This window comes from Pseudonocardia sp. Ae331_Ps2, assembly GCF_001932405.1.
GTDB lineage: Bacteria > Actinomycetota > Actinomycetes > Mycobacteriales > Pseudonocardiaceae > Pseudonocardia.
The window spans coordinates 1306394-1319358 of sequence record NZ_MCIM01000001.1 but is presented as its reverse complement, the minus strand read 5'-3'; the positions used below and the strand labels follow the sequence as shown (position 1 = coordinate 1319358).

Annotated in this window: 18 protein-coding genes; 17 read left to right on the top strand and 1 reads right to left on the bottom strand. The window is 71.0% G+C overall.

The window, feature by feature from the left end; genetic code table 11:
- Positions 1-35: 35 nt before the first annotated feature.
- The 14 genes from rpsE to truA all read left to right on the top strand — a co-directional run bounded on the left by rpsE (position 36) and on the right by truA (position 9528).
- Entirely contained in the window at positions 36-671 is a 636-nt protein-coding gene (gene rpsE, locus Ae331Ps2_RS06165) for a 30S ribosomal protein S5 (RefSeq protein ID WP_020622923.1), read from the top strand.
- Positions 672-676: 5 nt separating this feature from the next.
- Positions 677-862, top strand: a complete 186-nt coding sequence (rpmD, locus tag Ae331Ps2_RS06160; protein WP_020622922.1) for a 50S ribosomal protein L30 — start codon at positions 677-679, stop codon at positions 860-862.
- A 17-nt stretch (positions 863-879) separates the two neighbouring features.
- On the top strand, positions 880-1320 hold the full coding sequence (gene rplO / locus Ae331Ps2_RS06155) for a 50S ribosomal protein L15 (protein WP_043277202.1): 441 nt from the start codon (positions 880-882) through the stop codon (positions 1318-1320).
- Positions 1321-1600: 280 nt separating this feature from the next.
- Positions 1601-2911 (top strand): preprotein translocase subunit SecY, encoded by a 1311-nt coding sequence (gene secY / locus Ae331Ps2_RS06150; RefSeq protein WP_075310158.1) that lies wholly within the window; start codon positions 1601-1603, stop codon positions 2909-2911.
- Between the two features lie 129 nt (positions 2912-3040).
- Positions 3041-3598: an adenylate kinase gene (locus Ae331Ps2_RS06145; protein ID WP_043277190.1), complete on the top strand. Its 558-nt coding sequence runs from the start codon at positions 3041-3043 to the stop codon at positions 3596-3598.
- A gap of 54 nt (positions 3599-3652) precedes the next feature.
- Positions 3653-4498: a type I methionyl aminopeptidase gene (gene map / locus Ae331Ps2_RS06140; protein WP_020622918.1), complete on the top strand. Its 846-nt coding sequence runs from the start codon at positions 3653-3655 to the stop codon at positions 4496-4498.
- A 286-nt stretch (positions 4499-4784) separates the two neighbouring features.
- A complete protein-coding gene (gene infA, locus Ae331Ps2_RS06135) occupies positions 4785-5006 on the top strand; it encodes a translation initiation factor IF-1 (protein WP_010228514.1) in 222 nt (73 codons plus the stop codon).
- Positions 5007-5067: 61 nt separating this feature from the next.
- Positions 5068-5181 (top strand): 50S ribosomal protein L36, encoded by a 114-nt coding sequence (gene rpmJ, locus Ae331Ps2_RS06130; protein WP_020622917.1) that lies wholly within the window; start codon positions 5068-5070, stop codon positions 5179-5181.
- A gap of 175 nt (positions 5182-5356) precedes the next feature.
- Complete coding sequence (gene rpsM / locus Ae331Ps2_RS06125) at positions 5357-5737, top strand: 30S ribosomal protein S13 (protein ID WP_020622916.1); 381 nt, start codon at positions 5357-5359, stop codon at positions 5735-5737.
- A complete protein-coding gene (gene rpsK, locus Ae331Ps2_RS06120; protein WP_020622915.1) occupies positions 5737-6144 on the top strand; it encodes a 30S ribosomal protein S11 in 408 nt (135 codons plus the stop codon). Before rpsM ends, rpsK begins: the two co-directional genes overlap by 1 nt.
- A 17-nt stretch (positions 6145-6161) precedes the next feature.
- Complete coding sequence (gene rpsD / locus Ae331Ps2_RS06115; protein WP_043277188.1) at positions 6162-6767, top strand: 30S ribosomal protein S4; 606 nt, start codon at positions 6162-6164, stop codon at positions 6765-6767.
- 90 nt (positions 6768-6857) lie between these two features.
- Positions 6858-7910: a DNA-directed RNA polymerase subunit alpha gene (locus tag Ae331Ps2_RS06110; RefSeq protein ID WP_020622913.1), complete on the top strand. Its 1053-nt coding sequence runs from the start codon at positions 6858-6860 to the stop codon at positions 7908-7910.
- Positions 7911-7912: 2 nt separating this feature from the next.
- Positions 7913-8635 (top strand): 50S ribosomal protein L17, encoded by a 723-nt coding sequence (gene rplQ, locus Ae331Ps2_RS06105; protein WP_020622912.1) that lies wholly within the window; start codon positions 7913-7915, stop codon positions 8633-8635.
- An 86-nt stretch (positions 8636-8721) separates the two neighbouring features.
- Entirely contained in the window at positions 8722-9528 is an 807-nt protein-coding gene (truA, locus tag Ae331Ps2_RS06100) for a tRNA pseudouridine(38-40) synthase TruA (protein ID WP_198932341.1), read from the top strand.
- Between the two features lie 49 nt (positions 9529-9577).
- On the opposite strand, the gene Ae331Ps2_RS06095 is transcribed toward truA, so the two are convergent.
- Complete coding sequence (locus Ae331Ps2_RS06095) at positions 9578-10048, bottom strand: hypothetical protein (RefSeq protein ID WP_020622910.1); 471 nt, start codon at positions 10046-10048, stop codon at positions 9578-9580.
- 127 nt (positions 10049-10175) lie between these two features.
- Here Ae331Ps2_RS06095 and Ae331Ps2_RS06090 point away from each other — a divergent pair, with 127 nt between their 5' ends.
- Genes Ae331Ps2_RS06090 through Ae331Ps2_RS06080 form a run of 3 tightly spaced genes read left to right on the top strand, consistent with a single transcriptional unit; the run spans position 10176 to position 12965 of the window.
- Entirely contained in the window at positions 10176-11585 is a 1410-nt protein-coding gene (locus tag Ae331Ps2_RS06090; RefSeq protein ID WP_020622909.1) for a cytosine permease, read from the top strand.
- Positions 11582-12511: an isopenicillin N synthase family oxygenase gene (locus Ae331Ps2_RS06085; protein ID WP_020622908.1), complete on the top strand. Its 930-nt coding sequence runs from the start codon at positions 11582-11584 to the stop codon at positions 12509-12511. The genes Ae331Ps2_RS06090 and Ae331Ps2_RS06085 overlap by 4 nt, the downstream gene beginning before the upstream one ends.
- A gap of 10 nt (positions 12512-12521) precedes the next feature.
- Complete coding sequence (locus Ae331Ps2_RS06080; protein ID WP_060710562.1) at positions 12522-12965, top strand: nucleoside deaminase; 444 nt, start codon at positions 12522-12524, stop codon at positions 12963-12965.

The following is a 12965-nucleotide window of genomic DNA, read 5'->3' as shown; positions in this document are numbered from 1 at the left end:
TCGAAGAAGAGCTGTGATACAGGAGGGACTGTCTGATGCCGGGACGTACGCGGCGTGACGGCGGAGCCCCGGGTGGCAGCGGTGGGAACGACAACCGCAACAACCGGGACCGCCGGGACGGTGGCCGTGGCGGGGCGGCCCAGGACAAGACCCCGTACATCGAGCGGCTGGTCACGATCAACCGCGTGGCCAAGGTCGTCAAGGGCGGCCGCCGGTTCAGCTTCACCGCGCTGATGATCGTCGGCGACGGTGACGGCCTGGTGGGCGTCGGTTACGGCAAGGCCAAGGAGGTGCCGGCCGCGATCGCCAAGGGCGTGGAGGAGGCGAAGAAGAACTTCTTCCGCGTCCCCCGCATCGGCGGCACGATCGTGCACCGTGTGCAGGGTGAGGCCGCCGCCGGCGTCGTCATGCTGCGCCCGGCCTCCCCGGGTACCGGTGTCATCGCCGGCGGCCCGGTCCGCGCGGTGCTGGAGTGCGCGGGGATCTCGGACATCCTGTCCAAGTCCCTCGGCTCCGACAACGCCATCAACATCGTGCACGCCACGGTGGCGGCGCTTCAGTCGGTGCAGCGTCCGGAGGAGGTCGCGGCCCGCCGCGGTCTGCCGCTGGAGGACGTCGCCCCGGCGAGCATGATGCGCCAGCGCGCCGAGGCCGACGCGGCGAAGGTGTGAGCGACATGGCCACGTGGAAGATCACCCAGGTGAAGAGCCGGATCGGGACCAAGCAGAACCAGCGCGACACGCTGCGTTCGCTCGGTCTGCGCAAGATCCGGCAGTCGGTGGTGCGTGAGGCGGACCCGCAGACCCGCGGTTACGTCCACACCGTGCGCCACCTCGTGACGGTGGAGGAGGTGCAGCCGTGAGCGAGAACGAGAACTCCGTGATCAAGCTGCACGACCTGCGGCCGGCCCCGGGCTCGAAGAAGGCGCGGACCCGTGTGGGTCGCGGTGAGGGCTCCAAGGGCAAGACCGCCGGTCGCGGTACCAAGGGCACCAAGGCCCGCAAGACGGTGTCCCCGCGCTTCGAGGGCGGGCAGATGCCGCTGCACATGCGGCTCCCGAAGCTCAAGGGCTTCAAGAACCGCTTCAAGGTCGAGTACCAGGTCGTGAACGTCGGCGAGCTGGCCGTCCTGTTCCCGCAGGGTGGCGAGGTCGGCCCGGCCGAGCTGGTCGAGGCGGGCGCGGTGCGCAAGAACCAGCTCGTGAAGGTCCTCGGCGAGGGCGAGCTCTCGGGCGTCGCCCTGACCGTGAAGGCCCACAAGTTCTCCGCGTCCGCGCGCGAGAAGATCTCGGCCGCGGGCGGCTCCGTCTCCGAGCTGTAGGCCCCACCGCACGTCCCCCGGCGCCGTCCGTGGCGCCGGGTCCACCCCAGGTGGACCCGGCCCGTGGGCGGCGCCGAGGCGTTTCCGGGCCGCTGTTACAGTCACGTCCGGGCCGAGTGTCCACCGATTACCTGGCGCGCCTGGAGGCGCGCAGCCCCCGCCGGTACACACCGGCCCGGGTGTCCCGCGAGGCGCGGAACGCGCGTCGACCAACCCGGCCGACCCCTCAGGGGCCGGCGCAGGCGGTGTCGGGCCGCCGACGTCGTAGGAGGATCACCGAGTGCTCAGCGCAGTCCGGGCGGCCCTGACCACGCCGGATCTCCGCAAGAAGATCCTCTTCACGCTGGCGATCGTGGCGGTGTACCGGCTCGGGGCGAACATCCCCTCGCCGGGGGTGTCGTACCCCAACATCCAGGAATGTGTCCGTCAGGTCGAGGGCGGCGACAACGCCAGCGTCTACTCCCTGATCAACCTGTTCTCCGGCGGGGCACTGCTCCAGCTGTCGATCTTCGCGCTGGGCATCATGCCCTACATCACCGCGAGCATCATCGTGCAGCTGTTGCAGGTCGTCATCCCGCGGTTCGAGCAGTTGAAGAAGGAAGGCCAGTCCGGCCAGGCCAAGCTCACGCAGTACACGCGGTATCTGACGATCGGCATCGCCGTGCTGCAGGCCACCGGCTTCGTGGCGCTGGCCGAGCGCGGTCAGCTGTTCCAGGGCTGTGCGCTGCCGATCATCCCGGACTCGTCGGTCTTCACCCTGATCGTCATCGTGATCGTGATGGTCGCCGGGACGACGGTGGTGATGTGGCTGGGCGAGCAGGTCACCGAGCGCGGCATCGGCAACGGCATGTCGCTGCTCATCTTCGCCTCGATCGCGCACCGCATCCCCGCCGAGGGCCGGCTGATCCTGGAGAACTCGGGCGGTCTGGTCTTCGCCGGTGTCTGCGTCTTCGGCCTCGCGATCATCGCCAGCGTCGTGTTCGTGGAGAACGGCCAGCGCCGGATCCCGGTGCAGTACGCCAAGCGCATGGTCGGCCGGCGCATGTACGGCGGCACATCGACCTACCTGCCGCTGAAGGTCAACCAGGCCGGCGTCGTGCCGGTGATCTTCGGTAGCTCGCTGCTCTACCTGCCCGACCTGGTCGCCCGGCTCGCCGGGAACGACGGCGGCTGGTTCCAGCAGTTCGTGCAGACCTATCTCGTCGATCAGTCCAATCCCGTGCACATCGTGTTGTACGTAGCACTGATCATCTTCTTCACGTACTTCTACGTCGGCATCACGTTCAACCCCGACGAGCGCGCCGAGGACATGAAGAAGTACGGCGGGTTCATCCCGGGCATCCGCCCGGGCCGGCCCACCGCGGAGTACCTGAACTTCGTGCTCAGCCGCATCACGCTGCCGGGATCGTTGTACCTCGGTGTCATCGCGGTGCTCCCGAACTTCTTCCTCGGGATCACCGGCAGCGGCCAGAACCAGAACTTCCCGTTCGGCGGCACGGCCGTGCTGATCATGGTCACCGTGGGCCTCGACACCCTGAAGCAGATCGAGAGCCAGCTCATGCAGCGTAACTACGAAGGTTTCCTGCGTTAGGCTCGCCGCAACGTGGCCGAGCGGGAACCCCGGTGCGGGGCCCCGGCCCCGATCGTGGTGCCTCGGGCATCGTGTGTCGGCGAGGACGCCGGCGCCATGGACGACAAGACTTCAGGAGGTCGGGTTCTCGTGCGACTCGTTCTGGTGGGACCGCCCGGTGCCGGCAAGGGGACCCAGGCTGAGCAGATGGCCAAGCGGCTCGACGTCCCGCACATCTCGACCGGGGACCTGTTCCGGGCGAACCTGCGGGACGAGACCGAGCTCGGTCGTGAGGCGAAGCGCTACATGGACGCCGGGGACCTCGTCCCCGACGAGGTGACCGTCGGGATGGTGCGCGACCGGCTCGGCGACGCCGACACCGCGAACGGCTTCATCCTCGACGGCTTCCCGCGCAACGTGGCGCAGGCGGACTCCCTGGAGAAGATCCTGTCCGAGAAGGGGCTGGAGCTCGACGCCGTCGTCCAGTTCGACGTCGACGACGAGGTCGTGGTCCAGCGGCTGCTCGGCCGCGGCCGCAGCGACGACAACGAGGACACCATCCGCAACCGGCAGCGGGTCTACCGCGAGGAGACCGCTCCGCTGCTGGACCACTACCGTGACCGGCTGGTCACGATCGACGCCGTCGGCGAGATCGACGAGATCACCGACCGGGTCTTCTCGGCGCTGCAGAACCGCAACGACGGCTGAGGACCCGGAGGGGTGCCGGAACCGGCACCACGACGGGAACCGAGGGAAGAGCACATGAACGGTCGCGGCGGCATCCGAGGGGCGATCGCCCGTTACCGGGGTCGGGACATCGAGCTCAAGACCCACGGGCAGCTCGAGGCGATGCGGGTGGCGGGCGCGCTGGTCGCGGCCACGCTGGCCGCGGTCACCGAGCACGCGAAGCCCGGTGTGAGCACGGCGGAGCTCGACGCGCTGGCCGAACAGACGATCCGCGACGGCAACGGCGTCCCCTCGTTCCTCGGCTACCACGGCTTCCCGGCGAGCATCTGCGCCTCGGTGAACGAGCAGATCGTCCACGGGATCCCGTCGCCGAAGCAGGTGCTCGCCGACGGTGACCTCATCTCGGTGGACTGCGGTGCGATCGTCGACGGCTGGCACGGCGACTCCGCCGTGACCATCGCCGTCGGCGACGTCGCACCCGCCGACCTGGCGCTGTCGGCCGCCTGCCGCGGCGCCATGGACGCCGGCATCCTCGCCGTCCGCGACGGGGCCCGGCTGACCGACGTCTCCTACGCCATCCAGGAGGCGTGCCGGGCCGCCGCCGAGGCCGACCGCGCCGACTACGGGATCGTCGCCGAGTACGGCGGCCACGGCATCGGGACCTCGATGCACATGGACCCGTTCCTGCCCAACCACGGCGAGCCGGGCAAGGGCCCGCGGCTGCGCCCCGGCATGGCCCTCGCCGTCGAGCCGATGCTCGTCGCGGGGGATCCGGACACCCTGGAGCTGGAGGACGGCTGGACGGTCGTCACCGCGGCCGGCGGCCGCGCCGTGCACTGGGAGCACACCGTCGCCGTCACCGAGGACGGGCCGTGGCTGCTGACCGCGCCCGCCGGCGCACCGGACCGCCCCGGCGCCTGAGCGCCGTCCCACCGGTGCCCGACGCGCTCCGCGCGGGTACTGGTCCGTGACCGGGCCGGTCCGTTACCGTCGGCGGCCCGGACGTCTACCACGCCGGTCACCCCCGCCTGCGCCGGTCTCGCACGGCCTCCGTACACTGGACCTTCGGCGCGTCGTGTGACGTCCGCTCCGTGTGCTCCGTGTACCCCACAGTGTTCCCGGTCCGGCTCCGTCCGCGCGCGCCGAACCGGTCGTCGGCACCGCTGTCGATCGGGGCAACCGACACCTGTCACGGATAGCGGAGGACATGGCCAAGAAGGACGGGGCGATCGAGGTCGAGGGCCGGGTCGTCGAACCCCTGCCGAACGCGATGTTCCGGGTGGAGCTGGAGAACGGCCACCGGGTGCTCGCACACATCAGCGGGAAGATGCGCCAGCACTACATCCGGATCCTTCCGGAGGACCGGGTGGTCGTCGAGCTGTCGCCCTACGACCTGAGCCGCGGCCGCATCGTCTACCGCTACAAGTGACGACCAGCTCCACCACGGTCGGTCGCGAGACCCACAAGAACGACACACAGAGGCAGACGACGTGAAGGTCAAGCCGAGCGTCAAGAAGATCTGCGACAAGTGCCAGGTGATCCGCCGTCACGGCCGGATCATCGTGATCTGCTCGAACCTGCGCCACAAGCAGCGCCAGGGCTGAGCAGAGCGGTACCGGTCGCGATCCTCTGATCGCGCAGCAGAAGCCCCCGATGCACCTGCCGGGCCACACGGGCCCGGTAGCACCCCCGGAACCAGGCCGGGGCCCGTTCAGCTCAGCGGCGGAACGGGACGGGCATCGGGAAGACCTGGGACGACAAACAAGGAGACAACGCCGCATGGCACGTGTTGCCGGCGTCGACCTCCCCCGCGAAAAGCGGTTGGAGATCGCGCTCACCTACATCTTCGGGGTCGGACGGACCCGGTCCAAGGAGATCCTCGAGGCCACGGCGCTGAGCCCCGACCTCCGGTCGAAGGACCTGACCGACGAGGACGTCAGCAAGCTCCGCGAGTACATCGAGGCGAACCTGCAGGTCGAGGGTGACCTGCGCCGTGAGATCCAGGCGGACATCCGCCGGAAGATCGAGATCGGTTCGTACCAGGGCATCCGTCACCGTCGCGGCCTTCCGGTCCGCGGTCAGCGCACGAAGACCAACGCGCGCGGCCGCAAGGGCCCGAAGAAGACCGTCGCCGGTAAGAAGAAGGCAGGTAAGAAGTAATGCCGCCCCGCGCACGTCAGGGTGCCGGACCCAAGAAGGTCCGCCGTCGCGAGAAGAAGAACGTCGCGCACGGTCACGCCCACATCAAGTCCACGTTCAACAACACGATCGTGTCGATCACCGACCCGACCGGTGCCGTCATCGCCTGGGCCTCGTCCGGGCACGTCGGCCTCAAGGGGTCGCGCAAGTCGACGCCGTTCGCCGCGCAGCTGGCCGCCGAGAACGCCGCCCGCAAGGCGATGGACCACGGCATGAAGAAGTGCGACGTCTTCGTCAAGGGCCCGGGTTCGGGCCGCGAGACGGCGATCCGCTCGCTGCAGGCAGCCGGCCTCGAGGTCGGCACCATTTCCGACGTGACCCCGCAGCCGCACAACGGCTGCCGCCCGCCCAAGCGGCGCCGGGTCTAGGGGAAGGGAGAACCACCATGGCTCGTTACACCGGCCCCATGACCCGCAAGTCCCGCCGACTGAAGACCGACCTCGTCGGCGGCGACCAGGCGTTCGAGCGTCGTCCTTACCCGCCCGGCCAGCACGGCCGGATCCGGATCAAGGAGACCGAGTACCTCCTGCAGCTGCAGGAGAAGCAGAAGGCCCGCTTCGGCTACGGCCTGCAGGAGAAGCAGCTCCGCGCCTACTACGAGGAGGCGCACCGCCGGGAGGGCAAGACCGGCGACGAGCTGCTGCAGATCCTCGAGTCGCGCCTCGACAACGTCGTGTACCGCGCGGGCCTCGCCCGCACCCGGCGCATGGCGCGTCAGCTGGTGAACCACGGCCACTTCCTGGTCAACGGGAAGAAGGTCGACATCCCCAGCTACCGGGTGTCGCGCTACGACATCATCGATGTCCGGGACAAGTCGCGGAACACCGACCCGTTCGTCATCGCCAAGGAGACCCAGGGCGACCGCCCGGTCCCGGCGTGGCTGCAGGTCGTCCCGTCGACCCTGCGGATCCTCGTCCACCAGCTGCCCGAGCGCGCTCAGATCGACACCCAGGTCACCGAGCAGCTCATCGTCGAGTTCTACTCGAAGTAGCTCGACACGCCGCCGCCCCGCAGGGAGGGGCGGCGGTTCCTCTGCGACATCAAATAGCGGTTGTCGCAGGTGCGAAGGAGGCACACACCCATGCTGATCTCTCAGCGACCCTCACTGTCCGAGGACGTCGTCACCGAGACCCGGTCGCGGTTCGTCATCGAGCCGCTCGAGCCGGGCTTCGGCTACACCCTCGGGAACTCCCTGCGCCGGACGCTGCTGTCGTCGATCCCCGGCGCCGCCGTCACGTCCATCCGGATCGACGGCGTCCTGCACGAGTTCACCACCGTGCCGGGGGTCAAGGAGGACGTCACCGACATCATCCTCAACCTCAAGGAGCTCGTCGTGAGCTCCGAGGAGGACGAGCCGGTGACGATGTACCTGCGCAAGCAGGGTCCGGGTGCGGTCACCGCGGGGGACATCGTCCCGCCCGCCGGTGTCACCGTGCACAACCCGGACCTGCACATCGCCTCGCTCAACGACAAGGGCCGGCTCGAGGTCGAGCTCGTCGTCGAGCGCGGCCGCGGGTACGTCCCGGCGATGCAGAACAAGGCCACCGGTGCCGAGATCGGCCGGATCCCGGTCGACTCGATCTACTCCCCGGTGCTGAAGGTGACCTACAAGGTCGAGGCCACGCGAGTCGAGCAGCGCACCGACTTCGACAAGCTCATCCTCGACGTCGAGTCGAAGCCGTCCATCACCCCGCGGGACGCGCTGGCCTCGGCCGGCAAGACCCTGGTCGAGCTGTTCGGCCTGGCCCGCGAGCTGAACGTGGACGCCGAAGGCATCGAGATCGGCCCCTCCCCGCAGGAGGCGGACACCATCGCGGCGTTCGCGATGCCGATCGAGGAGCTGGACCTCACGGTCCGGTCCTACAACTGCCTCAAGCGCGAGGGCATCCACACGGTCGGCGAGCTCGTCGGCCGCAGCGAGGCGGACCTGCTCGACATCCGCAACTTCGGCGCCAAGTCGATCGACGAGGTCAAGATGAAGCTCGTCGGCCTCGGCCTGGCCCTCAAGGACAGCCCGCCCGGGTTCGACCCGTCGGCGGCGGCGAGCGACTACGGCGTCGACGGTGGGAGCGGGTTCGACCCGGACACCTTCGGTGACGACGGTCAGGACTACGCAGAAACGGAGCAGTTGTAGCCATGCCCCAGCCCACCAAGGGTGCCCGCCTCGGCGGGTCACCCGCGCACCAGCGGCTGATCCTGGCCAACCTGGCGACCTCGCTGTTCGAACACGGCCGGATCACCACCACCGAGGCCAAGGCCCGGCGGCTGCGTCCGTACGCGGAGCGGCTGATCACCAAGGCCAAGGCCGGCGACCTGCACAACCGGCGCGAGATCATGAAGGTGATCCGCGACAAGTCGGTCGTGCACCGCCTCGTCACCGAGATCGGCCCGTTCTTCGCGGACCGCAACGGTGGCTACACCCGGATCACCAAGACGATGCCGCGCAAGGGCGACAACGCCCCGATGGCGGTCATCGAGCTGGTCCAGCAGAAGACGGTGACCGACGAGGCCAACCGTGCCCGTCGCGCGGCCGCCTCGCAGGAAGCCCCGGCTGCGGCCGAGGTGACCGAGGAGAAGATCGAGCAGGCGCAGGCCGACTCGACCGCGGCCGCCGAGGAGCTGAAGGCGTCCGAGACGTCCGAGGCGCCCTACGGCGAGGGCTCGCACGCCCCGCTGGAGGACCCGGCCGAGGCTCCCGAGGGCTTCGAGATCAAGGGCAACGAGGACTCGAAGCTCTACCACGTCCCCGGCTCGGCGTTCTACGACCGCACCGTGGCCGAGGTCTGGTTCGCCACCGAGGAGGCCGCCGAGGCGGCCGGCTTCGCGAAGCCGGCGTCCCAGCAGGGTTCCGACTCCTGATCGGTCCGCACCACTCCGATGAGCCCGCCGTCACCGACGGCGGGCTCATCGGCGTTTCCGGTGTTCCGGGTCCGGGCACCGTGCGGCTGCGACTCGACGTCGCCTACGACGGCACCGACTTCTCCGGGTGGGCGCAGCAGCCGACCCGGCGCACCGTGCAGGGCGTGCTCACCGAGGCACTGTCGACCGTGCTGCGCACCCCGCTGCGGCTCACCGTCGCCGGACGTACCGACGCCGGAGTGCACGCCTCAGGGCAGGTCTGTCACGTCGACCTCCCGGCGACCCTCGCCCCGCAGATCGACGGTCTGCTCCGGCGGCTGAACCGGCTGCTGCCGCCGGACGTGCGGGTGCACGACCTCGGGCAGGTGCCCGACACCTTCGACGCCCGCTTCTCCGCGCTGCGCCGCCACTACCGCTACCGGGTCACCACGGCCCCGTTCGGTGCCGAGCCGCTGCGGGCGCGGGAGACCGTCGCCTGGCCGTACCCATTGGACCCGGAGCCGATGAACGCCGCCTCAGCGCTGCTGCTGGGCGAGCACGACTTCGCCGCGTTCTGCAAGCGCCGCGAGGGCGCGACGACCGTGCGTGCGCTGCAGCGCTTCGACTGGTCGCCCGCGCCGGGTGAGCCGGGTGTGCTCGTCGCGGCGGTCTCGGCGGACGCGTTCTGCCACTCGATGGTCCGCAGCCTGGTCGGCGCGGTGTTCGAGGTCGGCCGTGGTCGCAGGCCCGTCGACTGGCCCGCGGGGCTGCTGCGCCGCGAGGTGCGCGCCTCCGAGGTGACCGTCGCGCCGCCGCACGGCCTGTCGCTGACCGGCGTCGACTACCCCGCCGACGACGAGCTCGCCGCCCGCGCCGAGCGGACCCGGCGGATCCGGGTGCCGGGCGAGGGCTGAGCAGGCCCCGTCGCGACCGGCCCGGATGCGCGGACGGGGGCGAGCGGCCTCAGTCGATCGGCCGCACCCACGCCGGGTGCGGCGGCCCGGCGACGCGGTGGGTCCGGCGGGCGTCGAGCGCCAGGGCCACGCCCAGCCACACCAGCGACACCGACCAGCCGAGCAGGGCCAGCGAGCCGAGGACGTACAGCGGCTCGGTCGGCCCGGCGGACAGCCCGGCGGACTCGAGCAGCACCGACAGCGGGGCGCGCTCGGAGTCCTCGCTGTCGCCGAAGTCGGGCATCAGCAGCCCGCCGGCGAGCAGGAATCCGGCGCAGGCGAGGAACGGGGCGGTCACCGCAGGGGTGAGCACGCGGCGTCGGATCACGGTCAGCGACAGGACCGTCGGCACCGTCAGCAGGGCCGGACCCACCAGGGTCATGATCAGGATGATGAGGAACCAGCCCGGCGCGGTGAACCGCAGGGCCACGAAGGCCAGGAGGGCGCCGGCCTGCAGGGCCACGTTCAGGTTCGTCCGCATGCCGACGATCGTGGCGGACCGGGTCCGCCGGCGGAATCCGCAGGACTACCGACCGGACGGCCCAACCCGTGTCAACAGTCGGTTACCGAGGTTCCGTCCCGGGTGTCCCGGGAGTCAGAGTGACCCGATGACCACCGAGAACACCGTCGGCGTGGCCGCGGACCGTGGGTACGGCGACCGTATCGTCGCCGTCGAACCGGGCTCCACCGAGCCCGTACCGGACTCCGAGCGGCACGGCAGGCCGCGCCAGCTGTTCTGGACGTGGACCTCGCCGAACCTGGAGTTCGCGACGATCTTCGTCGGCGTGCTGTCGGTGACGGCGTTCGGGCAGACGGTGCCGGCGGCGATCGCGGCGATCGTCGTCGGGAACCTGCTCGCCGCGATCGCCCACGGGATCCTGTCCGCCCGCGGACCGGCCGCCGGGGTGCCGCAGATGGTGCTGGGGCGGCTCGCCTTCGGTCACCGCGGCAACGCGTTGCCCGCCGCCCTGATGACGATCACCTCGGGCTTCGGCTGGTTCGCGGTGAACAGCGTCAGCGCCGCGTTCGCGCTGTCGGCGATCACCGGCGGCGGGACGGTCGCGTGGCTGGTGGCGGTGGTCGTCGTCCAGGTCGCCGTCGCGTTCTTCGGGCACAACCTGGTGCAGGCCTTCGAGCGGCTCGCGTTCCCGCTGCTCGCGCTCGTGCTCGGGGTCGGGGCGGTGCTGGTGCTCCTCGGGTCGGACCCGGGGGCGGCCGCGTCGCCGGACGGGGTGGGCGGGGTCGGCGGGTTCCTGCTGACCGTCGGCGCCGTCGTCGGGTACTCGGCGGGCTGGAGCCCGTACGCCGCCGACTACTCCCGCTACCTGCCGCGCTCGGTGTCGGCGCGGGCCACCGGTCTCGCCGCGGGCGGCGGCCTGTTCCTGTCCACCACGGTGTTCATGTCCGTCGGCGCGGCGTCGGTCGGGGCGGCGACCGCGGCCGGGCTCGACTCGGACAACCCCGTCGCGAACTACACCGGCCTGCTGCCCGGCTGGCTGGCCGTGCTGACCCTGGTCGCCATCGCGGTCGGGGCGGTCGCGGCGAACGTCCTCAACGTCTACTCGGGGGCGATGGCGTTCCTCGCCCTCGGCATCGACGTGCCGCTGGCGCGGGCGCGGGCCGTCGTCGCGCTGGCGTTCGGGGCGGTCGGGTTCGTGATCGCGCTGGTCGCGCTCGGCGACGCCGCGGCCGGGTACGAGGCGTTCCTGCTGGTCGTCGTGTACTGGGTCGGGCCGTGGCTCGGCGTGGTGCTCACCGACCAGTGGCTGCGCCCGACCGACCCCGATCTGCTCTACGACCGAACGTACCGCAACCACGCGGGCCCGATCGCGCTCGGCGTCGGCGTCGTCGTGTCGGTGCTGTTGTTCGCCAACCAGGAGCTGTTCACCGGGCTGGTGCCGCGATTGCTGCCCGGGATCGGCGACGTGACCTTCCTGGTCGGGCTGGTGCTCTCGGCCGGGCTCTACGCGCTGCTGGTGCGCCGCACCGCCGTCGCGACGCCCGGGGGGACGCGGTGACCGAGCTCATCCCGACCGTGGACCTGGCCGCGCCGGACCCGGCCGCGGTGGACATCGCGTTGCAACGCGCCGGGTTCCTGCAGGTCGTCGGGCACGGCGTGCCGGACGCCGCGGCGCAGGCGGTGCGGGCCGCGGCGCGCGAGTTCTTCGCGCTGCCCGAGCCGGTCAAGCACGGCTACGCGGTCGGCGTCGGCGGGCGGGGGTGGCTGCCCCCCGGTGTCGAGGCCAACGACCGCGTCGAGGGCGGCGACTCCCCGCCCGACCTCAAGGAGTCCTTCGCGGTGGGCCCCTTCGCGCCGACCGGTGACCCGGACGTCGACGCGGTGTGGTTCCCACCGAACGTCTGGCCGGAGCAGGTCCCGGCGCTGCGGGAGGCGGTGACCGCATACTGCACGGCGATGACCCGCGTTGCGGGCGCGCTGCTGGAGCTGTGCGCGGGAGCCCTCGGGCAGGAGCCGTCGACGCTGCGCGACCTCGCGACCCACCCGACGTGGACGTTCAACATCAACCGCTACCCGCCGATGACCGAGACAGGCACACCGCTGCCCGGTCAGTTCCGGATCGGCCCGCACACCGACTTCGGCACCGTCACCCTGCTCGACCGGGAGCCCGGGGCGGGCGGGCTGCAGGTCGACGTCGAGGGACACGGCTGGACCGACGCGCCGTACACCCCGGGTGCGCTGACGGTGAACGTCGGCGACCTGCTCGCGCACTGGACCGGGCACCGCTGGCGGGCCGGGCGGCACCGGGTGCTGCCGCCGCAGACCCACGCCCCGACCGAGGACCTGGTGTCGCTGGTGTTCTTCTTCGAGCTGGACCACGACGCCGTCGTCACGCCGCTGGCACCGCCGCTCGGGCGCACGGCGCTGGAGCCGGTGGTGTCCGCGCCGTTCCTGCGCGAACGCCTCGACGCGATCTCGGTATAGGTTCGCGCGCATGGATCCGAGCTGGCTGGACGTCGCGGTGGAACAGGCCAGGGCCGGGCTGGCCTCGGGCGGCATCCCGATCGGCGCCGCACTCGTCGGACCGGACGGGGAGGTGCTCGGGCGCGGTCACAACCGTCGCGTGCAGGACGGCGACCCGACGGTGCACGGCGAGACCGCGGCGTTCCGCGACGCGGGCCGCCGCCGCGACTACCGGTCCACGACGATGGTCACCACGCTCTCGCCCTGCTGGTACTGCTCGGGGCTGATCCGGCAGTTCGGCATCGGCGCGGTGCTCGTGGGGGAGGCCCGGACCTTCCACGGCGGCCACGACTGGCTGGCCGAGCACGGGGTGCGCGTGCAGGTGCTCGACGACGCGCGTTGCGTGGACATGATGACCGCGTTCGTCGCCGAGCGCCCCGACCTGTGGAACGAGGACATCGGCGTCGCGGAGTAG

Bases quoted from the DNA above. Each gene is read 5' to 3' on its own strand.
- rpsE (WP_020622923.1), top strand. From the start codon at position 36: ATGCCGGGACGTACGCGGCGTGACGGCGGAGCCCCGGGTGGCAGCGGT.
- rpmD (WP_020622922.1), top strand. From the start codon at position 677: ATGGCCACGTGGAAGATCACCCAGGTGAAGAGCCGGATCGGGACCAAG.
- map (WP_020622918.1), top strand. From the start codon at position 3,653: ATGAACGGTCGCGGCGGCATCCGAGGGGCGATCGCCCGTTACCGGGGT.
- infA (WP_010228514.1), top strand. From the start codon at position 4,785: ATGGCCAAGAAGGACGGGGCGATCGAGGTCGAGGGCCGGGTCGTCGAA.
- rpsM (WP_020622916.1), top strand. From the start codon at position 5,357: ATGGCACGTGTTGCCGGCGTCGACCTCCCCCGCGAAAAGCGGTTGGAG.
- rpsK (WP_020622915.1), top strand. From the start codon at position 5,737: ATGCCGCCCCGCGCACGTCAGGGTGCCGGACCCAAGAAGGTCCGCCGT.
- rpsD (WP_043277188.1), top strand. From the start codon at position 6,162: ATGGCTCGTTACACCGGCCCCATGACCCGCAAGTCCCGCCGACTGAAG.
- Ae331Ps2_RS06110 (WP_020622913.1), top strand. From the start codon at position 6,858: ATGCTGATCTCTCAGCGACCCTCACTGTCCGAGGACGTCGTCACCGAG.
- rplQ (WP_020622912.1), top strand. From the start codon at position 7,913: ATGCCCCAGCCCACCAAGGGTGCCCGCCTCGGCGGGTCACCCGCGCAC.
- Ae331Ps2_RS06095 (WP_020622910.1), bottom strand. From the start codon at position 10,048: ATGCGGACGAACCTGAACGTGGCCCTGCAGGCCGGCGCCCTCCTGGCC.
- Ae331Ps2_RS06090 (WP_020622909.1), top strand. From the start codon at position 10,176: ATGACCACCGAGAACACCGTCGGCGTGGCCGCGGACCGTGGGTACGGC.
- Ae331Ps2_RS06080 (WP_060710562.1), top strand. From the start codon at position 12,522: ATGGATCCGAGCTGGCTGGACGTCGCGGTGGAACAGGCCAGGGCCGGG.